The organism is Brevibacterium sp. VCM10 (assembly GCF_000583215.1).
In the GTDB taxonomy this organism is placed as follows: domain Bacteria; phylum Actinomycetota; class Actinomycetes; order Actinomycetales; family Brevibacteriaceae; genus Brevibacterium; species Brevibacterium linens.
Map to the genome: position 1 here is coordinate 90,849 of NZ_JAJB01000021.1, position 20,762 is coordinate 111,610.

Sequence of the window (20,762 nt, forward strand, 5' to 3'; positions counted from 1 at the left end):
GCGACATCGGGTCCGCTGGCCCTCGCCCCGAGCTCGTCGAGCTTGTCGTTGATCTTGTCGACCTTCTTCTGTGAATCAGTCTGGTCGGTTATCTGTCACCACCTCACTGCTGCAAAGACGCTGTACTCGTGACCATAGTCGTTTTCTTTGATTCGTCCAGGGGGTGCCTCGCTTGCAGACGCAGCGCCGGATACTGAGCCGATGTTCAGTCATCGTAGCTCGAGTGGGATTCGTCGACGGCGAGATGTGAGCCGTCGGGATTGCGGTAGAGCTTCACTCCTTCGTGCTCAGCCGTGGCCTGCAGCCGTTCTTCGGAGCTGTCTTCTCGATAGCCGACTTTCTGCCCCTGGCCGATATTGGCGCTCTTGAACGCCTTCGGGATCTGTCTGATCGTCTGGGCCAACTTCGACGATCGATTCGTTTCTGTGGTCATGATCCTTCGCCCCATTCCCACGCAGATTGTAGAGAGAATTATAGCTCTCCCGGGCGGCGAAACCCAGGGCCGCCGAGACTCATCAGAGGTCCCCGCGTAGCCAGGGATCGTGCCTCGCGGAAAAGTCCGGGCGACATCCTCGCAATGTGAGAGAGCGAATCACTTTACTTAACGAATGATTAGCCATAGCTTGGTCTCGTGACTGAACAGATTGAAGGCAATGGCGTCTTGACGACTGCGACAGAATCCATCCTCTCCGCCGAGGACATCGACTTCCAACTCTATGACTGGCTCAAGATCGACGAACTCTGTCAGCGGCCTCGCTTCTCCGACCATTCGCGTGAGGTCTTCGACTCCGTGCTCGAAGCCAGCGAGGAACTGGCGAAAGAACGTTTCGCCACTCACGCACGCAAGTCCGACCTCAACGAGCCGACATTCGACGGCACGGCGGTGACGCTGATCCCCGAGATCAAGTCTGCGCTCGACCAGTTCGCCGGAATCGGCCTGCTGTCGGCGACGATGGATGAGAGCGTCGGCGGCATTCAGCTGCCGCAGACGGTCGCGAAGGCCTGTTTCGCCTGGTTCCAGGCGGCCAATATCGGCACCGCCAGCTATCCGATGCTGACTATGGGCAACGCCAATCTGCTGCTCGAATACGGCACCGAGGAACAGATCGAGAAGTACGTGCTGCCCGAACTCGACGGCCGCTTCTTCGGCACCATGTGCCTGTCCGAGCCCGATGTTGGCTCCTCTTTGGGCGACGTCACGACGAAGGCTGTACCGGACCCCGACGGCGGGGACGACGCCTTCCGCATCCATGGAACGAAGATGTGGATCTCCGGTGGCGATCACGAGCTCTCGGAGAACATCGTCCACCTCGTCCTGGCACGTGCCGACGGCGACCAGCCGGGGGTCAAGGGTCTCAGCCTGTTCCTCGTGCCGAAGTACCTCGTCAACGACGATGGCAGCCTCGGTGAGCGCAATGATGTCGTCCTCTCTGGGCTCAACCACAAGATGGGATGGCGGGGAACGACGAACACGCTGCTCAACTTCGGTGAGGGTGCGCACACTCCGGCGGGCTCCGCGGGTGCGGTCGGCTTCCTCGTGGGGGAGCGGGGCCAGGGGCTGGCCTGCATGTTCCACATGATGAATGAGGCTCGCATCGGGGTCGGCGCCGGTGCCGTGGGGCTCGGCTACCACGGGTACCTCGATGCCCTCCGTTATGCTCGCGACCGGCGTCAAGGTCGGCCCGACGGCGCCAAGGGATCTGATGGTACGCCGGTCCCGATCGTCGAGCACTCCGATGTCCGGCGCATGCTGCTGTCGTCGAAGAGCTATGTCGAGGGCGGACTCGGACTCATCCTCTATGCCGCGCGTCTGCTCGACGAATCCGAGACTGCAGATAACGAGGCGGAGCGTGAGCGCGCCGCACTGCTGCTCGATGTGCTCACTCCGATCGTCAAGACCTGGCCGAGTGTGTGGTGTCTGAAGGCCAACGATCACGCTATCCAGGTGCTCGGCGGTGCTGGGTACACTCGCGATCACGATGTCGAGCAGCTCTATCGCGACAATCGACTCAACCCGATCCACGAGGGCACGCACGGCATTCAGGCCAAGGATCTCCTCGGCCGCAAGGTCATTATGAAAGGTGCGGCCGGACTGCAGGTGCTGCTGGAGCAGATGCGAGAGACCCTCGCCGAGGCGGCCGACCGTTCCGAATGGACCGCCGAGACCGCCGCCCTGGAGTCAGCCGTGGATCGCATCGAATCCGTGACCACCGCAGTGTGGGCGAGCGGAGATCCTACGGTGGCTCTCGACAATGCCTGGACCTATCTCGAAGCGGTCGGACACACAGTGATGGCGTGGCTGTGGCTGCAGCAGGGGATGGCTGCCGGAGCGACCGCCGGTGAACGCGGCGATTCGGCGTTCCTCAGGGGAAAGATCGCGGCGGCACGGTACTTCTTCGCTCACGAACTGCCGCAGACCGGGCCGTGGTTCGACCTCGTCGAAAGCAGGGCGACGACGTTCGCCGACCTCGACGACACCTGGCTGTGAACGACTTCAGGTACTGAGATCGGGTATTCGCCTGTCGGCGATGATGAGCAGTCGCAGGAAGACCCCGCCGATCAGCAGACCTCCGATGAGGTCGGTGGCCCAGTGCCAGCCGAGGGTGAAGGACACGACCACGGAGTTTACGCTGACGGCGGCGACGCCCCACCACAGCAGCTGCGCGGTTCTGGTGGAGACGTCGCTGTAGGTGGCGATGAGGTAAGCGACCGCGCCGTAGATGAGTACGGCTTCGGCTGCGTGCCCGGACGGGTAGCTGATTCCACGGCCGCCGATTTCGATCAGACCGCCGTGGAAGAACCGCGGATCGTGCAGGGTCGTCGCCGGTCGGGCGAGGAGGACCTTGAGCGAACCGACGCCGAGATAGAAAGCCGCTTCGACTGCGATCGCGAAGACGATCGGTCGCCAGGACCGGCGTCTGCGTGCCAGAACGATCGCGGTGATCACCAGAACGGGAAGGCAGACGGCCTGACCAGCGATGGGATCGAGGATGTGCTGAACGAACCAGACGAGGTCGGGTTCGAAGAGATAGAGCCATCGTCGATTGAGCTTGTAGTCCCAGACTCGCAGGGGACCGGCCGCAGCGATTGTGACGATGACAAAGGCGATCGCCAAGACCCAGAATGAGGTTGCCCAGGACAGCAACCCCTGTGCTCGTTGCGTCCACTGACTGCGATCTGAGGGGCTGCTGATCGTATTCTCGGATTCGACATAGTGTTCAGCAACCATCAGGGTCGATTTTAGACGGAGTGGACAATCACTTCTGCTGTGGGGGATAAAGAAACGGTGAATTCTTGCGAGGATTCCCGAAGGAAACCACCAGTCGCATTGTCGAGGTCAGTGCCTGCGGGCACGAACCACCATCGTGGCGATGCGCACGCGGTTGTTCGTGTCCAGTTTGACGTTGATCCGGTTGAGGTGAGTCTTGACCGTGGCCAGACTCATGAATGTCTCCTCGGCGATCTGCTGATTCGACAGACCTTCGGCCACGAGCTCGGCGACCTGGCGCTCGCGGTCGGTGAGTTCCGACAGCAGTGCCACGGCCTCCTGCTGCAGACGATGATCGGAGCTCGACCTGACCTTGGCGATGACCTGCCGCATGGACTGCGGGGCGAGAATGGGCTCACCGGCGTGGACCCTGCGGACTGCGGCGGCGAGTTCCACAGGGCCGATGTCTTTGAGCAGGTATCCGGCGGCCCCCGCCTCGAGCGCGTTGAAGAGGTGCTCGTCACTGCTCATGCTCGTCAGGGACACCACTTTCGGCGGTCGTACGCTGTTGAGCAGACGCTGCGTGGCCTCGATCCCGCCGATTCCCGGCATCCGGATGTCCATGAGCACGACATCGGGAAAGTGCCGAGACACCTTCTCGATGGACTCTTCCCCGCTCAATGCCGAAGCGACGACGTCGATGCCGTCGGCCGCTTGGAGGATTCCCGTGATCCCGGTGATGACCATGGGGTCATCATCGACGACAATGACTCGGATCGGGGCGGCTTGGTTCATGAACGTCACAATACCCGAGGCCACTGTCACGGCTCGTCGCGGTGCTGAGGTCCCAGTTCCACATCGACCGTTCGGCGACTGTCGGCCGACGATCCGACAGGATACGAATCAGTCCGGCGAGATCCCACTCGGCCCGAACCGGGTGCGAATCAGTTCGGGTTTGAGAAGGGCCGGAAGCTCACCTGCACACGGAACTCATTGCCGACCACCCCGATCGAGGCTTCGCCGCCGAACATCGCTGCGCGCTCCCGGATGCCGATCAGCCCGGATCCCGACCCGGTCGACCCCAGGTGAGCTCCCTGCGGTACCGGATTCGACCCAGGCGGCGCCCACCCGTCAGCGGGCACACCGGCACCGGGCTCCCGCGCCGAGTCCGGTGCGTATCGAGGACGAGGCGGAACACCGACCGAACTTGAAACACCAGGAAGCGGATTGCTCACCGAGATCTGGATTCCGCGAGCTGCCGAAACGGCGACGTCCACCGTCACCGGCAGGCTCGGTGCATGTTTCATCGCGTTCGTCAGAGCCTCCTGAACAATGCGATAGGCCGCACGGTCGAGCGCAGGTGGGCATGATTCCACGTCCTGGATGACGATGAGCGGGCGGATGACAGTACCGGTGGAGGCCACGGAGGAGATGAGTTCGGGAATCGCTGACATCGTCGCGCGGCTCGGTGGTGACGAGCTGCCATGGTCCGGTCGCGAAGACGCCAGATCGCCGTTCCGCACGCCACCGACAAGATGGCGCAGATCCTCCATGGACGCGCGGGCCTCCTCCCGCAGGGCAGACGCCGTCGACGCGACTTCGGGGTCGGTGCCTGCTCCGACCTCAAGGGCGCCGGTATGCAGAGAGATCACCGACAGCCGGTGGGAGAGCGTGTCGTGAAGCTCGCGTGCCAAGAGCTCTCGTTCGGACTGCCGAGCGATCTCGGCGGACAGCGACTCATTGCGCAGGGCTTCACGTTCGGCGATCGATTCGACCGCTCTCATCCGCCGTGTCCGCCGCAGCAGCACGCCGACGCCCTGAGCCGTACACAGTCCGATGACTGCGGCCGCGATCGTGATGATTCTGATCGCCAAGTGCGAATCCTCCGGCGGGATGGACGCCTCGAGGCCCGTGACCTGTGCCGGGTCGGGCAGGAAGAAGATGCTGAAGGGATTGTGCTCGGCCGGTGCCAGACACATCCTCAATGTCGAGAACGCGATCAGTCCGGTGCCCACCGCCGAGGCGGCGATCGCCTGCCGCCGGGATGCTCGGATGACGAGGTGGAATACCGCAATGAGCAGCATCAGCGCATCGCCCCATCCCGCTGTGAGCAGTCCGCCGGCGATGAAGGGCACCCACGGCCATCGGTGTCGGAGGAAGACGAGCCCCCACACGAAGAACAGCAGCAGGACGGCCACGAGCCCGGTGTCGTTGAGTTCGCCGTCGGAGAAGGCCCAGGCGTTTGCCGTCACCGCCATCGACGAGGTGAGGAACCCGAAGAGGTAGGCAATGACGCCGATGAGGATGCTGCCGGCGATGCGGACGCCGCGTGGCATTCTGCGGCGAGGGGCGGAGTGTTCTGACACAAGAGAATCGTATCCGCGGGGGCTGACACACGTAGTCCACCTTCCGGCTGGACGAGGTCAACCGATCGGCTGGAGTGATCCAGCCCGATTGCGGACGTGCCGGGGCGCTGATGGGACGAAGCTGGAGCAGTCAGTCAGATCCGAGCTTCGAAGGAGCGTCATGTCCCACTCGCGGAATCCCCAGAACACCCCGCAGCAGCCGCAGTCACCACAGCCGCAGCACCAATGGTCCCCGCAGCACCAACCCCCTCACAACACCCACCACCAGCAACCGGCCCAGAACTTCGACCCCCAGCAATGGGCACCCGCCCAGAACGCACCAGCCTATGGAGCCGGCGGCTACCAGCAGCAGCCCTACGGGCAGAAGCCGCCGAAGCAGAAGAAGCCGCTGCTGAAGCGCTGGTGGTTCTGGCTGCTCGTCGTCGTCATCATCATCGCCGTTGCCAGCGCGATCGGAGGTGGGGGAGACGACACCGGCACGTCGGAAGGCGGCTCGTCCGACGCCCAGCAGTCGGGGGAGGCTGCGGAGAATGAGGCCGCTGAGAAGGAAGCCGCGGACAAGCCTGCCGAGGACGCTTCGTACGGTATCGGAGACACCGTGGCTGCCAATGACTGGGAGATCACCGTCGCCAAGGTCGACGATGGTGTCTCGCAGGTCGGTGACGAATTCCTCAACGCCCAGGCACAGGGACAGTTCGTCCAGGTCGAACTGTCGGTGAAGAACACAGGATCGGATCCGAGCTTCTTCTTCGAAGACGACATCAAACTCGGTGATGATTCCGGCAACACCTACTCTGCGGATTCAGAAGCCGGCATCTATGCGGCCGAGGACAACATCCTCTTCCTCGAAGAGATCAATCCCGGAAACACCGCTGAGGGCGTCCTCGTCTTCGATGTGCCCGAAGACGTCGACCCGACCACACTGACCTTCGCCGGCGGACTGTTCTCCGACCCGGTGGAGATCTCCCTGAAGTGACCTCACCGATCCAGCTGTGCCGCCCGGGCGATGACCGACCGGGCGGCACGGACCGTCTGTCCGAGGAACCCGCGCCCGAACAGACGAATGTGAGCGAGCAGCGCGAAGAAGCTGTGCGCCGGCAGGTCCTCCTGCCAGCCGTCCGGCATCGGGTGGGCGTGTTCGTAGCCGGAGAAGATGTCCTCGAGGAACGGGGTGCCGAAGAGCGCGAGCAGGGCGAGGTCTTCCAGTCGGTGACCGCCGTGTGCGGCCGGATCGATGAGAGTCACCCCGGTCGGTGTCCACATGAGGTTACCCGCCCACAGGTCCCCATGGATGCGCGCCGGTGCCTCCTCGCCTTCGCCGCAGATCCCGGCGAAGGCGCCGGATGAGATCGCATCGATCGCCGAGGCGACCGTGGCCCGATCCGCGCCTTTGAGGTCCCCGGCAACCGCCGCGACAAACGGGCGGAGGCGCTGCTCGACCCAGTACTCGGTGAAGTCGCTGACAGACTCGGCGGGCACCTCGAAGGGATTGTCGAGGGGGCCGAAGAATGCCTGTGGTGCCGGTGCCCACCCGAACCCGGGAGCACCGGCATCGTGGAGCCGAGCGAGGTCGCGACCGAAGGCGGCGGCCGCCTCGGCGTCGGGACCGGTTTCTTCGAGGCGGCGCAGCCGCAGGAAATCCGCACCATGTTCGACGACGTCGACGACCGGGACCACACCCGGTTCGGCCAGCCATCGCAGCCCCGCGGCCTCGGCGGCGAAGAAGCCGTCCGGGGCGGACTTCCGCAGTTTGAGGAAATCAGTCATGGCCACAGGGTAGTCGGGGAAGCCATCGACCGTGTGATCTCGGATCAGCGCCCATGTTCGGCAAGGAGACCGGCCGCAGTCGCAACGAGGTCGTATCGTCGACGGTGAGCAGACCTGCCTCGATCTCGGCGGCGATGGTCTGAGGTGTCCGCGGAGTCAGCTTTCTTCACCTGAGCGAGATGACCCGGACTGTCCCCGACCCCTGCCGAGGTCATAAGGTGAACCCAGAATCTGCCCGAGACAGGGGCAGAACCGGAGAGAACAAGGGAGTCCAGACGTGACGACGACCGGAGATCTGAGCGCCGCCGGGGAACAGAACGACCATTCGTGCTGCGCCCCGGCGGTCAGCCGTGCCGAGGCGGCGGGCAGTCATCCTTCTAGCCCCGTTGCTCGTCCTGCTGTGCGCTCGGAATCGATGCCTGCGTTCAGCTTCGACTTCGTGACTTCCGGCGGCACCTTCGACATGGGCGATCCCTTCGGCGACGGGCACCCCTCCGACGGTGAGGGACCGCGTCACCGCGTGAGCCTCACCGAATTCGAGATCGCGACGACAAGCGTGACGAACGATGATTTCGCCCGGTTCGTCGCTGACACCGGGTATGTCACCACGGCTGAGCACCTGGGCACCTCAGCGGTGTTCACAATGCTCCTGGAATCCAATCCCGGAGCACGAGCTCACGTCCTCGGGCAGGCGCCGGGTGTGCCTTGGTGGGTCGAAGTCTCCGGCGCGAACTGGGCGGCACCCGAAGGTCCCGGATCGACCATCGACGACCGACGAGACCATCCCGTCGTCCACATCAGCTGGGACGATGCCCGCGCCTTCTGCGCATGGTCCGGAACACGGCTGCCGAGCGAGGCCGAGTGGGAACTCGCGGCTCGCGGCGGACTCAAGGGCCGCCGTTATCCGTGGGGCAACCGGCTGCTGATCGACGGGGAATGGAACTGCAATATCTGGCAGGGCGAATTCCCGCGCACGAACACCCTCGACGACGGGTTCGTCGGCACCGCGCCGGCCCGACAGTTCACCCCCAACGGTCTGGGCCTGTACAACACCGTCGGCAATGTATGGGAATGGTGCGCTGACTGGTTCGCTCGCGACTACTACCAGCATTCCCCGCACTCCGATCCCCGCGGTCCCGACACCGGAGAGAAGCGGATCATGCGCGGAGGATCGTTCCTGTGCCACGACTCCTACTGCAACCGCTATCGGGTGGCAGCCCGCTCCTCGAACACACCGGATTCCTCGGCGTCGAATATCGGATTCCGGGTCGTCCGGGACGCGCCCCCAGCTATGCAATGAGCCAAGGCCGACCACGCATGCGCGGAACGCGGGACCGCCTCGGCGAGGGGGACGCCACGCCCGATAGACTGCCAGCCATGTCGAGAATCACCTGCCCCGAACTGAGTACCAAGACCGTCACCGCCGAGGACGCGGCCCGCCACATCGACAATGGCCAACGCGTGGCGATGAGCGGTTTCACCGGTTCGGGGTACCCGAAAGCAGTGCCGGGGGCAGTGGCTGCACGCGCTCGAGCCGCCCACGATCAGGGCGAAGACTTCCGGATCGAACTGTGGACGGGCGCATCGACGGCACCGGAACTCGACGGAGTGCTGGCCGAAGCGAACGCGGTGAGCAAGCGTCTGCCGTTCCAATCCGATCCGGCGATGCGGGCCTCGATCAACTCTGGCGATACCGCGTATGTCGACACGCACCTCAGCCATGCGGCGCAGCAGGCGTGGTTCGGCTTCTACGGCAATCTCGACGTCGCCGTCGTCGAAGTTGCAGCGATCCTGCCCAATGGTCTGCTGGTGCCCGGCAGCTCGGTGGGGAATTCGAAGACGTGGCTGGACCTGGCCGATAAGGTCATCCTCGAAGTCAACGATTGGCATCCGCGTGGGTACGAAGGTTTCCACGACGTCTACTACGGAACTCGGCGTCCGCCCGAGCGGCTGCCGATCCAGCTGCTCGAGCCGATGCAGCGCATCGGTGATCCGTACCTGCGTGTCGACCTGTCGAAGGTCGTCGCCGTAGTGGAGACGAACGCTCCGGACCGGAACCTGCCGTTCAAACCTGCCGACGAGGACTCGAAGGAGATTGCCGGCCACCTCGTTGACTTCCTCCGCTATGAGATCGCCGCAGATCGGCTGCCGCCGGAACTGCTGCCGCTGCAGTCAGGCGTCGGCAATGTCGCCAATGCGGTGATGGGCAATCTCGCCGACAGCGAGTTCGCGGGACTGACCGCCTATACGGAAGTCATCCAGGACGGAATGCTCGACCTCATCGACAGCGGAAAGCTCACCTCGGTGTCGGCGACGGCGTTCTCACTCTCGGCCGAACGGGCAGCGGACTTCAACGACCGGATCGAGTCGTACAAGGGCAGGATCCTGCTGCGCACCCAGGAGATGTCGAACCACCCAGAAGCCATCCGGCGACTCGGCATCATCGCCATCAACGGAATGGTCGAGGCCGATATCTACGGTAACGTCAACTCCACGCATGTGACTGGTTCGTCGATCATCAACGGCATCGGCGGCTCCGGTGACTTCGCCCGCAACGCTTACCTCAACTTCTTCGTGTCGAACTCGCAGGCCAAAGCGGGAGCGATTTCTGCGATCGTGCCGTTCGCCAGCCATATCGACCACACCGAACACGACACTCAGATCTTGGTCACCGAACGGGGCCTGGCCGATCTGCGCGGACTGCCGCCGGTGGCCAGGGCACGGAAGATCATCGACAACTGCGCCCACCCGGACTATCGGGACCGTCTCACCGACTACCTCGAACGTGCGATCGCGGCGAACCCGACCGGTCGGCATACCCCGCACATCCTCGGCGAGGCTCTGTCCTGGCACGAGAACTTCCTCAGTACCGGACATATGTGAGCCGCAGCGGGACTGCGCGGCCCCGCCGTGGTGGATCTTCAGGCGGTGATCACGGTCGGAACCGCGGCGACCACCCAGGCGAGTCCGGGCCCGATGAGGCACATGAGACCGGCGTAGCCGATCATCTGCCGGTAGTAGCGGTCGCGAATGCTCGGATGGACGTTCGCCAGGAGCATCGCGCCGTTGGTCGAGAACGGACTGATGTCGACGATGGTCGCGGCGATCGCCAGAGCCGCGACGAATCCGCCGACATGGACGTCTCCCGATTCGAGGAACGGCACCGCCAGAGCGATGACGACACCGATGATCGCCAGAGACGACGCCAGCGCAGAGATCAGACCTGACATGTAGAACAGCAGCAGTGCCGCCAGCAGAGGGACGCCGATCGCTGAGATTCCGGCCGACACCCATTCGACGGTTCCGGCTTCCTGCAGAACTGCGATGTAGGTGAGCACACCGCAGATGAGGATGACGATCGACCACGAGACCTTCGACATCGCGGCCTTGCCTGCGGCCGGGTCGATGGCGGCGAGCACTACCGAGATCACGATGGTCACCAGGCCCACATCCCAGCTGAAGATGATCACGGACAGCGCCATCGCGATGAGCCCGATCAGGGTCGGGATCTGAGAGCGTGTGAGGCGGATGGTCGTTCCGCCGTCGAATTCGGGCTCGGGGTGGGGATGAGCCCCATCTGCCTCCGCGCGCAGTCCTGGCCGGCGACGGAGGACGAACCAGACAACGACCGCGAAGACGGTATTGAAGATGAACGGGGCGAGGAACAAGGTCAGCGGCGTCGGTGTGAGACCGTTCGTGGTCAGATAGTCATTGATGAAGATGCCGTAGACGCTGATCGGGGAGAACGCGCCTGCCAATGCTCCGTGCACGACGAGCAGACCGACCATGAACTGATTGATCCGATGACGCCGCGCGAACGACAGCGCCAGCGGCGCGATGATGGCCACCGCGAAGAGCGCCCCCAGCGAGATGAGGACAGCCGTCAGTGCGAAGAAGATCCACGGCATGAGTCCGACGCGCCCGCCGACGAGCTTCACACACCAGCGGACGATCACTTCGATGGCTCCGTTGTTCTGGGCGAATCCGAAGAGATAGGTCAGGCCGACGAGCGTAAGGAAGAGGTCGACGGGAAATCCTGCGAGGAACTCTTCGGGCGCCTGGTGCAGGACGAGGCCGCCGACGCCCGCAGCCGCGATGAAGCCGAGCAGGCCCATATTGATGTCCCGCCAGGTTCCGATGACGAACATCAGTCCGAGGACGACGACGCAGATCAGTTCTGCACTCATGGGTTCAGCTTCTCCTTCGAACGTCAGCCGCGGAATGTCCGGCGGCACACGGGCATGCGACTCAAATTAATGCATGTCACCTGGTGCGATCGGGTCCATTCGGCATATGAACTCACAGTGACGTTCAGCGGAAGAATTCACGCGCCGATTCGCCGCTTCGTATAACTGAGGTCAGAATTCGTCCATCGCGGATAGTGCGGACGATCACAGACTCGTTAGTGTGTCATTCAGCTTCATCGGGCCGCACGCGAATCATTTGGACTCAACGCGGCATCCTCCGTTTCTCAGTCTGCGAAAGGTCGCCGTCGATCATGAACGAATCCACACCGGAGCCCAGCGAATCAGATGTGCTCACGGCCGCCTCGGCGATCGTCGATGCCTTCGCTGCCACGGACACTCAGTCGTATTTCTCCCGATTCGCCGAGGACGCCTCGTTCGTCTTCCACCCCGAATCGCGACGCCTGAACACTCGTGCGGAATATGAAAGGGAGTGGGCTTCGTGGTTGGCCGACGGTTGGTCAGTGGCCGCCTGCGCCTCGTCGGATCAGCTCGTGCAGACCTTCCCCGGCGGGGCCGTCTTCTCCCATACCGTTGACACCACTGTGAATACGGTGGACGGCAGCGAATCGTATCGGGAGCGCGAATCGATCATCTTCCGCCGCCTCGGCGATGGTGAGCTCATCGCCATCCACGAACACCTCTCCACGGTCCCGGACTCTGGTGGGGACTCCTCGGCCGCTGGGTCTGGTGCCGCTGAAGTCACAACGAACGCCGAGGAGGCCGCGCAGTGAACTGGTACCGCCGTTTGGAGCAGCGACTGGAATCCGATCATGACTCCGGGGTCATCCGCGGCACCCTGAGCGGGGGACGGATGTTCATGATCTGGCTGGCCGCGAACCTCGTCGTCACGACACTGCTGACCGGAACTCTGTTCGTCCCCGGCGTCGACTTCACCACGGCGGTCATCGTCATCATCGGCGGGACGATCATCGGAACCGTCGTGCTCACGCTCATCGGCAACATCGGCACCCGCACGGGCCTGGCGACCATGGCCATCACCCGCGGTGCCTTCGGTGCCAAGGGCAGCTTCCTGCCGGTCGCGGCCAACGTCATCATCCTCATGGGCTGGAGCTGGGTGCAGGCCATGTTGGCGGGGATCAGTGTCAACTATGTGGTCGCCCAGACGACGGGGTTCTCCAATCCGATCCTCTTCTCCGTGCTCTGCCAGGCGCTCGTCGTCGGACTGGCGATCCTCGGCCACGAAGGGATCGAGAAGGCCGAACCCTGGTTCGCTCTTCTCATCCTGCTGGTCATGGCCTATGTCTTCGTCATCGCCTTCACCGGACATGCACCGAGCGAGTACGCGGGAATCGAAAGCCTCCCGGCACTCGAGTTCACTCCGGTCCTCGCACTCGATATCGTCATCTCCACAGCCATCTCCTGGACCGTGCTCTCCGGCGACCTCAACCGTTTGGCCGGGACTCAGAAGGCCGGAATCGTCGGATCGGGTTTGGGCTACCTGACCTCGACCGTGCTGGCGATGCTGCTGGGTCTCACCGCGTTCAGCTTCATCCTGCTCGACGGGGGAGACCCGGCCGAATTCGATCCGACGGCCTTGGCCGCGGAATTCGGGTGGGCGCTGGCCATCGTCATCTTCCTCTCCGTCATGGCCACGAACACGATGGTCGTCTACGGAATGGTCAACTCCGTCGTCGGCGCACAGAGCCGAACGAAGCTGAAGTTCCTGCCCACGGCGCTCATCCTCGGCGCGATCTCGATCATCGGTTCGACATGGTTGGCCCTGCTCGACCAGTACACCGACTTCCTGGTGATGATCGGAGCGTTCTTCGTCCCCGTGTTCGCCATCCTCATCGTCGATTACTACATCATCAAACGCCGTGCCTACTCACCCGACATCCTCACGGACTCCGGCGGGATCTACTCCTACACGCGCGGAATCAATTGGGTGGCCGTCGGCGTGTGGGTCCTCGGGGCACTGGCTTCCTACGTGCTCACCTACGCCTATCCGAGCCCGATAGGAGCGACGATCCCGTCCTTCGCCAGCTCCTTCGTGCTCTACCTCGCGCTGTCCTGGAGCAGTCGGGAGAAGTTCGCGAGAACGGAACACGCGCACCTGTCCGAAGGGATCCGCGGAGACTGAACGCGGCCTGTCTGTTTACGGTCGTGGCCTGACCACCATGTGCCGTTCCCAGGTGATGAAGCAGTCCACACGCTATGATCGCACAGGTCGGCCGGAATCACAGAAGGGAACCCGGTGTCTGTGATGGTAATCTTCGACAGGTTCATGCCACCGAACCGTCGACTCAATCCCGAGGCGCTGGCCTGGGTTGCGGTGATCGTTCTCGCCATCGTCATGCTCGCGGTGGAATCGTCGATCGCCGTCTCGGTCAACGAGGCTTCCGTCGCATTGGCCTTCGTCGTCACGATCGTCCACGTCGGATCCATGCCGCTGTCGATGCTGCGCCCGCTCTTCGGCACGCTCATGTCGATCGGCGCCTGCACGGTGCTGCCGCTGTTGGGGCCTCACGTGTCCGGTGTGCCGTGGCCGTGGATGGTTCCGATGATGATCACGCAGATCGTCATCATCCTCATCATCGGACTCCGGGCCCACTGGGGAGTGGCCTTGGCCGCACTGCTCGGCAGCATCGGGGGATCGGCAGCCGCGGTGCTCATCACTCATCTGCTGGTGGCAGACACCCGTACCGACGGCGCAATCGTCAACATCCTCATCTACTCCTGCATCGCCGGCGGCGTGTATCTCGCCGCAGTCATCGTCCAGCAATGGCAGCTCATCCGCTCCCAACTGGTCCAGGAGAAGGAGAACACCGCGGAGGAGCACTCCAAACGCGTGACCATCGAGGAGAAGGCGCGCATCGCCCGGGAACTCCACGACATCGTCGCCCACAGCATGTCGATCATCAACATCCAAGCCTCCAGCGCACCGTTCCGCCACTCCGGAATCGACGCGGAGGTGGCCAAAGAGTTCGAAGACATCTCCACTTCCGCCCGCACCGCGCTGACAGAGATGCGCGGACTGCTCAGCGTCCTGCGCAACGATGAGGGCGGAGGCGAACTGGCACCGCAGCCGAAGTTCTCCGAGATCGATGCTCTCATCGAGAAGGCCCGACAGGCCGGAGTGCAGGTCAGCGTTGAACGCAGCGGCGAACCGATCGACCACCTCATGCGCGACAGCACCGGACTCGCCGGCTACCGCATCATCCAAGAGGCCCTGAGCAACGCGATACGCCACGCCCGCAACTCCGCCATCGCCATCCGCATTCGTGGGGCCAGCCCAGCCGTCTGGATCAGCGTCACCAACGACTACGGCGACGGTCCCAGCGAAGCGGCGAAGCACGACAAGCAAGACCGGCAGGGACTGATCGGCATGCGCGAACGCGCAGCCTCCGTAGGCGGGGAGATCCGCACCGGGTCCACAGCCGACGGAGGATTCGAGGTCGAAGCGGTGCTGCCGCTCGCGCCCCGCGAACGCCCCACCGACGGCAGCGAATCGACCACCGACGCACCGGTGACGAACAAGGAGACCCCATGATCAGAATCGTCATCGCCGATGACCAGGCGATGGTGCGCGCCGGTTTCGCCGCACTGCTGAACGCCCATGCCGATATCGAGGTCGTCGGACAGGCCGAGGACGGTGCACAAAGCGTCGATCTCGTCGCCGACCTTGCCCCCGACATCGTCCTCATGGACGTCCGGATGCCGCTCATGGACGGAATCGAAGCGACTCGCACGATCGTCGCCGCGAATGCCGCGACCCGGATCATCATGCTCACCACCTTCGACATCGACGACTATGTCTTCGACGCCATCCGTGCCGGGGCCAGCGGATTCCTCCTCAAGGATGCTCCGCCCGCTGAACTCGCCGAGGCGGTCCGCATCGTCGCGGGAGGCGAAGCGCTGCTGGCCCCGAGCGTGACCAAGCGAGTCATCGAGCACTTCGCTACCGGTGGGAAGACGGCCAACCGCACAGCGCTGCCCGAACTCACGGACCGGGAACGCGAGATCCTCATCCAAGTCGCACGCGGAGCTTCGAACACAGAGATCGCGTCGAGCCTGCACATCGCGGTGCAGACCGTGAAGACCCACGTCTCCCGGATTCTGTACAAACTCGATGCCCGCGACCGCGCCCAAGCAGTCATCGCCGCCTACGAATCCGGTCTCGTCATTCCCAACAGCTGAGTCCGAGCGCTCGTCTTCGTCTCGCACCCCCTACCCGAGTAGGGGGTGAAGAACGGCTCCCTGGGGTGACGAAAAACCGGGCGGATCTCCATACGGTGGGAACCATGAACCCGTCTGACCTCATGACATCTGAACCGACTTCCCCAGCTGCGACGCCGTTGTCGACTCCGGCACCGGATCGCGCGTCCCGGGCCGAGGTGCTCGAACGCAGGCGAGCGAAGAGGGGAACCGCCGAACAGGAATTCACCAGCGACTTCAGCGCGCTGATGGCTCAGGTCAAGGAAGCGGGACTGCTGGCCAGGCGGCCGGGTTGGAACACGCTGCGCTTCGTCCTCCTCGGGCTCGGTTACGTTGTGGCTTTCGGAATGCTCTTCCTCATCGGTGAGAGTTGGTGGCAGATGGCGACTGCGGTCGTCTTCGGTGCACTGTTCACTCAGACCGCCTATGTCGCCCATGACGCGGCGCACCGCCAGATCTTCACCAATGGAAAGACAGGGGAGTGGGTGTCGACGATCATCGGCAACCTCTTCATCGGTCTGAGCTACGGATGGTGGCTGAAGAAGCACAATGCGCTTCACCATGCCAATCCGAACAAGGCCGGAGTCGACGGGGACATCGCTCCCGGTGCGCTCGTCTTCACCCCTGAAGACGCGAGGGAACGCACCGGCATCGCCAAATGGTTCGCCGCCCGCCAGGGCTGGTTCTTCCTGCCTCTGCTCACGCTGGCGGGCCTGCAGCTGCACGTGAATTCGGTCAAGGCCATCGTCAAAGGGCAGTCCTCGATCAAACGTCGGTGGATGGAGGGAGTCTTCATCGCCGTCCGCCTCATCGGCTTTCCGCTGGTGGCGATCTGGGCGGCGGGCCCGCTCATCGGCAGCGTCTTCGTCATCGTTCAGGTCGCGGTCTTCGGAGTCCACATGGGCGGGTCCTTCGCTCCGAACCACAAAGGTCAGCCGATCGTTCCCAAGGACGTGAAGATCGACTTCCTCCGCCGGCAGACGCTGATGTCACGCAACATCTCCGGAGGGCGCCCGATGGGATTCCTCATGGGCGGACTCAACTATCAGATCGAACACCACCTGTTCCCCAGCATGCCGAGCGTCAACCTCCACAAGGTCCAGCCGATGGTGCGCGAATACTGCCGCCAGAAGGACATCGCCTACACGGAGACGACTCTGCTCGAGTCCTTCCGCATCATCATCGCCTACCTCAACCGAGTGGGCCTCGGGGAAGCCGATCCCTTCGACTGCCCCGTCACCGCGCAGTTCCGGTCTCGCTGACTGGCGGGGCACATTCAGTTGCGGTCCCGCAGGCTGAAGGCCTCACAGTCACCTCCAGCGCTGCGGGCCGGACGAGAAAGAAGCTCAGGTGAGCCGATCGTGTTCACCGGAGACCCATTCGGCATAGCGCTCGGCCGACGTCTGCACCGCTGAGTGAGCTTCGGAGGCGATCGACTGGCCGAAGTTGCCGTACATGCGGTCGAAGTCGAGATCGTTCACCGAGGCTGCGATGCGCCGAACGACTGCCGCCGACAGCGGCAGGTAGTTCGGGAAGCTGCGCATGAATGTCACCCATCCCGATCGCGCCACCGGACCGATGGAATCTCCGCTGAGCATGACCCCGGTGCCGTCGGCGCCCGTCCATACCGCTACAGCGCTGCCCGGGAAATGACCGCCGGTGCGTCGGAGCCTCACTCCGGGGACCGGTTCCGCCTCGTGGAAATAGGGGCAGATGGCCCGCCCGGTCCGCTGCACCCAGTCGAGATCGGCTCGGCACACGAAGACGGGGGCATCGTCGAATGCGGCACTCCATTCCAACTGGGTGCCGAACATGTGCGGGTGGCTGGCGGCGATCGCCGCAACTCCGCCGAGGTCCCGGACCGCCGCGACCGCCTCGGCGTCGATATAGGCGGGCACGTCGAAGAGCACATTGCCGGCATCGGTGCAGGCGAGATAACAGGTCTGACCGATTCCGAGCTTCGGTTCGACGCGGATGGCGAAGAGGCCGGGTTCGCGTTCGGAAATGGTGAGGCGGTGGCCCTCGGACTCGAGTTCCGTCCGCGTCGTCCACTGCTGGCCGGAGGCAGGGACCCACTGCCGATCGTCCGCGCAGATCGGGCACAAGTCGGGCAGAGGGGTCGTCGTCTCCACCCCGCAGGTGCGGCAGATCGTCACATCGGAAAATGCCACCATGTCATCCTCTCGGTCCCACACGTGAAACCACAGACTCCCACCGAGCCTAGTCCTCACATGAAGTGAAGACCAGGATCGATGGGAGTCCAACGACGCGCCAGCTTGTCAGTGGGCGGCGGCGTGCGCCTTCCTGTGGGCGATGACATGGCCGACGAGGATGAGCGCGATGCCGACGACGAGCCAGGCGCTGAGCACCCACCACTGGAGCGACATGGACGCGTCCGGGAAGTAGGAGAGATCGCGCAGGAGCGTGCCGGCCGCTCCGGGCACGAAGAACTGACCGATGTCACCCCATGAACCGGCGAGGAACTCCTTCGGCTGATTGAGCGAGGCGATCGGGTTGCCGATCAGCATCGTCAGCACCGCACCGATGGCGATGCCGGCAGGACCGATGAGCGAAACGAAGCCGTTGATCAGCCCGACCGTCGCCGCGATCGAGAGCCCGATCGCCAGTGCGTTGAGGCCGAAATTCCCCTGCAGGATCCCGAACCAGGTCTGCATGATCAGCGCCAGGGCCATTCCGCCGACGATTCCGTAGACGACGGTGCCGACCAGGCGCATCCGCCGCGAGCGGATGCCCATGCTGGTGAGCACACCTCCGACGATTCCGCCGAGGGTCAGGGGCAGTCCCGCGATGGCCAGTCCCGCGCCGGAGGGATCGTCATCGGAGAGCGGAGCGACGTCGGTGATCTTCACCTGCGGAATTTCGATCGCCGAGGCGGCCGGATCGGCGCCTTCTCCCGCCGGGTTGCCTTGGGGTGGGGCCTGGCCGGCGGCCGCGGCTTCGAGGGCCTTCTGCATCTGCTCCTGCATCTTCTTCGTGCCTTCCTGAAGGCCCGAGATCGCCTGCTGGTCGATGTTGTGCTGCATCTGGGTGCCGATTCCGCTCAGCTGCTGCGCGACTGCTGGGGAGGCGGCCTTGGCGATGAGGATCTCCGGTTCGTCCTCGAGGACGAAGGCTCCGTAGACCTCACGCTCCTTGATGAGCTGCACCGCCTCGGCGCGGGAATCGACGCGCTTGAGATCGAGCATGCCGTCGGGGGCGTTGCCGGAGATCCGGTCGATCTGCTCTTCATCACCGACGGCGGCGATCGGCAGATCCTTGGGATCCGAGGTCACGGTCGGCCAGCTGAAGGCGAGCAGTACGAGGCTGACGACGGCTGCGGCAAGGACGGCGACGAGGACGGCCCGTCCGAACTGCGGGGGAGCATCCTGGGCTGTCGTCGCCGGTGTCGTGCTCGCGGCCGAACGGTCGGCCGCGTCTTCTCGGCTGAGTATCTGGGTCGGCATGTCTGTCCAATCATCGAAAACGAATACTCGTTCATTATGAAACCAGCGGCTAGGATATATCAAGAATGGCCATTCGTTTTTAGGGGGAGACGTGCCGAAGGTCACCGAGGAGCACAAGGCCGCGATGCGTACCAGGATCCAGGATGCGGCTCTGACATGCTTTGCCCGCAAAGGATTCGCCGGTGCGTCGATGGCCGATATCGTCAAGGAGGCGGGGCTGTCGGCTGGAGCCGTCTATGTCTACTATGCGTCGAAGGCCGACCTGATGATCGACGTCGCCCGCCGGGTGATGGGGCCGCGCATGGCGGTGCTCGATGCAGCCAAATCCGGTGGTGAGGTGACGGCTCCTGCGGAGGTGTTCGTCGAGATCATCGATTCACTGCTCATCGACAACCCGTTCTCACCGGTGATGGTTCAGGTGTGGGGTGAGTCCTCCTACGACATGGAGTTCGCGAATTTCGCCAGGGGTACCTTCGAAACGCTCATCGCAGAGTTCACCGACTACCTCGCTCTCTACCTGCAGGACCAACGGGGAGTGGATGCAGAGACCGCGCGGGCTCGGGCCGCGGTTCTGGTGCCCGGCCTGCTGGCCATGATCCAGGGCGCAGTCGTCCAGTCGACCGTCTTCGGCGAATCCTCCAGGGTGCGGGTCCGTGCTGGAATCGAAGCCGTGCTCTCCAGCATCGAGTTCTGAGTCAGCGTCGACTTCTTCGTTCCTCCGCTGCTCAGACGGAGTCGCCGTCGTCATCGACCGAATGGACGCGGTCTTCGCGCATGCTCACCGTTTCGACTCCGTTCAGCTCCATGAGCGGGGCCACAAGCAGGTGCAGGGGTCGTTTTCCGTCGAATCTCACGTCGACCTGGACCATCCGCGTCCCGTCGGCGGACTCGAACCGCCGCGAATCGACGATGGTGTTCTGGAATCCCATTTGGCCGGCGAGGGCGAGGATCTCGCGGAGGACTCCCGCTCCGTCGCGGTAGGACACCCGCAGCAGTTTGCGGTGGTCGCTGTTGGGGATCTTGCGGATCAGGGGAGCGATGACGAAGAGCGTGAACAGGTGGAGGGCAGTGAGCATCGTCGCCAAGAGCAGCATCCCGGCGCCGCAGGCCATACCGACGGCGGCCGTGACCCAGATCGTCGCGGCAGTGGTGAGTCCGCGGACCATGTTGCGTCCCTTGAAGATGACCCCGGCGCCGAGGAAGCCGATGCCGGAGACGATCTGCGCGGAGATCCGTGATGGGTCGAGACGAACGTCGTTCTCGAGGACTCCCGCGAATCCATACGCGGAGATCAGGGTGAAGGCGCAGGTGCCGATGCCCACGAGCACATGGGTTCGGTACCCGGCCGCCTTCTGTCGGAACTGCCGTTCGAAGCCGATGAGGGAACACAGGACGAAGCTGGCCAGCAGCAGACCGGCCTCGATCATCCCGGTGCTGCTGAGGAAGTTCTCAATCGACGAAGAGCTGATCATAGTGCATTCACCATAGCCCCTAGCCCAACGACCATCCCCTCTTTACTACCTGACGGCGGCGC

19 protein-coding genes are annotated in these 20,762 nt (G+C 63.7%); 10 read left to right on the top strand and 9 right to left on the bottom strand.

The window, feature by feature from the left end; genetic code table 11:
* Window positions 1-205: 205 nt before the first annotated feature.
* Complete coding sequence (locus tag AD89_RS0106130) at window positions 206-433, bottom strand: hypothetical protein (protein WP_025777727.1); 228 nt, start codon at window positions 431-433, stop codon at window positions 206-208.
* A gap of 228 nt (window positions 434-661) precedes the next feature.
* On the opposite strand from AD89_RS0106130, the gene AD89_RS0106135 reads away from it, so the two are divergent.
* On the top strand, window positions 662-2,488 hold the full coding sequence (locus tag AD89_RS0106135) for an acyl-CoA dehydrogenase (protein WP_035320121.1): 1,827 nt from the start codon (window positions 662-664) through the stop codon (window positions 2,486-2,488).
* A gap of 6 nt (window positions 2,489-2,494) precedes the next feature.
* Here the strand turns inward: AD89_RS0106135 and AD89_RS0106140 are convergent, their stop codons facing one another.
* The 3 genes from AD89_RS0106140 to AD89_RS0106150 form a co-directional block, all read right to left on the bottom strand.
* Entirely contained in the window at window positions 2,495-3,229 is a 735-nt protein-coding gene (locus tag AD89_RS0106140) for a phosphatase PAP2 family protein (protein ID WP_025777729.1), read from the bottom strand.
* 108 nt (window positions 3,230-3,337) lie between these two features.
* Window positions 3,338-4,003 (bottom strand): response regulator, encoded by a 666-nt coding sequence (locus tag AD89_RS0106145; RefSeq protein ID WP_025777730.1) that lies wholly within the window; start codon window positions 4,001-4,003, stop codon window positions 3,338-3,340.
* A 149-nt stretch (window positions 4,004-4,152) separates the two neighbouring features.
* Window positions 4,153-5,574 carry a histidine kinase gene (locus AD89_RS0106150; RefSeq protein WP_231488486.1) on the bottom strand — a complete coding sequence of 474 codons (1,422 nt, stop codon included), beginning with the start codon at window positions 5,572-5,574 and terminating at the stop codon, window positions 4,153-4,155.
* Window positions 5,575-5,734: 160 nt separating this feature from the next.
* Between AD89_RS0106150 and AD89_RS0106155 the strand changes: the two genes are divergently transcribed.
* Window positions 5,735-6,550: a DUF4352 domain-containing protein gene (locus AD89_RS0106155; RefSeq protein WP_025777732.1), complete on the top strand. Its 816-nt coding sequence runs from the start codon at window positions 5,735-5,737 to the stop codon at window positions 6,548-6,550.
* Between the two features lie 2 nt (window positions 6,551-6,552).
* Here the strand turns inward: AD89_RS0106155 and AD89_RS0106160 are convergent, their stop codons facing one another.
* Complete coding sequence (locus AD89_RS0106160; protein ID WP_025777733.1) at window positions 6,553-7,341, bottom strand: fructosamine kinase family protein; 789 nt, start codon at window positions 7,339-7,341, stop codon at window positions 6,553-6,555.
* Window positions 7,342-7,618: 277 nt separating this feature from the next.
* Here AD89_RS0106160 and AD89_RS0106170 point away from each other — a divergent pair, with 277 nt between their 5' ends.
* Both AD89_RS0106170 and AD89_RS0106175 read left to right on the top strand, forming a co-directional pair.
* A complete protein-coding gene (locus tag AD89_RS0106170) occupies window positions 7,619-8,641 on the top strand; it encodes a formylglycine-generating enzyme family protein (RefSeq protein WP_442853637.1) in 1,023 nt (340 codons plus the stop codon).
* 77 nt (window positions 8,642-8,718) lie between these two features.
* Window positions 8,719-10,224: an acetyl-CoA hydrolase/transferase family protein gene (locus AD89_RS0106175; RefSeq protein ID WP_025777735.1), complete on the top strand. Its 1,506-nt coding sequence runs from the start codon at window positions 8,719-8,721 to the stop codon at window positions 10,222-10,224.
* Window positions 10,225-10,262: 38 nt separating this feature from the next.
* Here AD89_RS0106175 and AD89_RS0106180 read toward each other — a convergent pair whose 3' ends face one another.
* Window positions 10,263-11,528, bottom strand: coding sequence for an SLC13 family permease (locus AD89_RS0106180; RefSeq protein ID WP_025777736.1), 1,266 nt, complete (start codon window positions 11,526-11,528; stop codon window positions 10,263-10,265).
* 311 nt (window positions 11,529-11,839) lie between these two features.
* Here AD89_RS0106180 and AD89_RS0106185 point away from each other — a divergent pair, with 311 nt between their 5' ends.
* The 5 genes from AD89_RS0106185 (at window position 11,840) to AD89_RS0106205 (ending at window position 17,026) form a co-directional block, all read left to right on the top strand.
* A complete protein-coding gene (locus AD89_RS0106185) occupies window positions 11,840-12,319 on the top strand; it encodes a YybH family protein (RefSeq protein WP_025777737.1) in 480 nt (159 codons plus the stop codon).
* The gene (locus AD89_RS0106190) at window positions 12,316-13,689 is read left to right on the top strand and encodes a purine-cytosine permease family protein (RefSeq protein ID WP_025777738.1); all 1,374 of its coding nucleotides are present in this window, start codon (window positions 12,316-12,318) and stop codon (window positions 13,687-13,689) included. The genes AD89_RS0106185 and AD89_RS0106190 overlap by 4 nt, the downstream gene beginning before the upstream one ends.
* 144 nt (window positions 13,690-13,833) lie before the next feature.
* On the top strand, window positions 13,834-15,099 hold the full coding sequence (locus tag AD89_RS0106195; RefSeq protein WP_197021717.1) for a sensor histidine kinase: 1,266 nt from the start codon (window positions 13,834-13,836) through the stop codon (window positions 15,097-15,099).
* Window positions 15,096-15,746, top strand: coding sequence for a response regulator transcription factor (locus AD89_RS0106200; RefSeq protein WP_025777740.1), 651 nt, complete (start codon window positions 15,096-15,098; stop codon window positions 15,744-15,746). Before AD89_RS0106195 ends, AD89_RS0106200 begins: the two co-directional genes overlap by 4 nt.
* A gap of 104 nt (window positions 15,747-15,850) precedes the next feature.
* A complete protein-coding gene (locus tag AD89_RS0106205) occupies window positions 15,851-17,026 on the top strand; it encodes a fatty acid desaturase family protein (RefSeq protein WP_231488488.1) in 1,176 nt (391 codons plus the stop codon).
* 84 nt (window positions 17,027-17,110) lie between these two features.
* Here AD89_RS0106205 and AD89_RS0106210 read toward each other — a convergent pair whose 3' ends face one another.
* Window positions 17,111-17,938: a hydrolase gene (locus AD89_RS0106210; protein ID WP_025777742.1), complete on the bottom strand. Its 828-nt coding sequence runs from the start codon at window positions 17,936-17,938 to the stop codon at window positions 17,111-17,113.
* Between the two features lie 105 nt (window positions 17,939-18,043).
* Window positions 18,044-19,228 (bottom strand): hypothetical protein, encoded by a 1,185-nt coding sequence (locus AD89_RS0106215; protein ID WP_025777743.1) that lies wholly within the window; start codon window positions 19,226-19,228, stop codon window positions 18,044-18,046.
* Between the two features lie 91 nt (window positions 19,229-19,319).
* Between AD89_RS0106215 and AD89_RS20120 the strand changes: the two genes are divergently transcribed.
* Window positions 19,320-19,922, top strand: coding sequence for a TetR/AcrR family transcriptional regulator (locus AD89_RS20120; RefSeq protein ID WP_025777744.1), 603 nt, complete (start codon window positions 19,320-19,322; stop codon window positions 19,920-19,922).
* A 31-nt stretch (window positions 19,923-19,953) separates the two neighbouring features.
* Here the strand turns inward: AD89_RS20120 and AD89_RS0106225 are convergent, their stop codons facing one another.
* Window positions 19,954-20,700 (bottom strand): MgtC/SapB family protein, encoded by a 747-nt coding sequence (locus AD89_RS0106225; RefSeq protein ID WP_035320099.1) that lies wholly within the window; start codon window positions 20,698-20,700, stop codon window positions 19,954-19,956.
* Window positions 20,701-20,762: the final 62 nt, after the last annotated feature.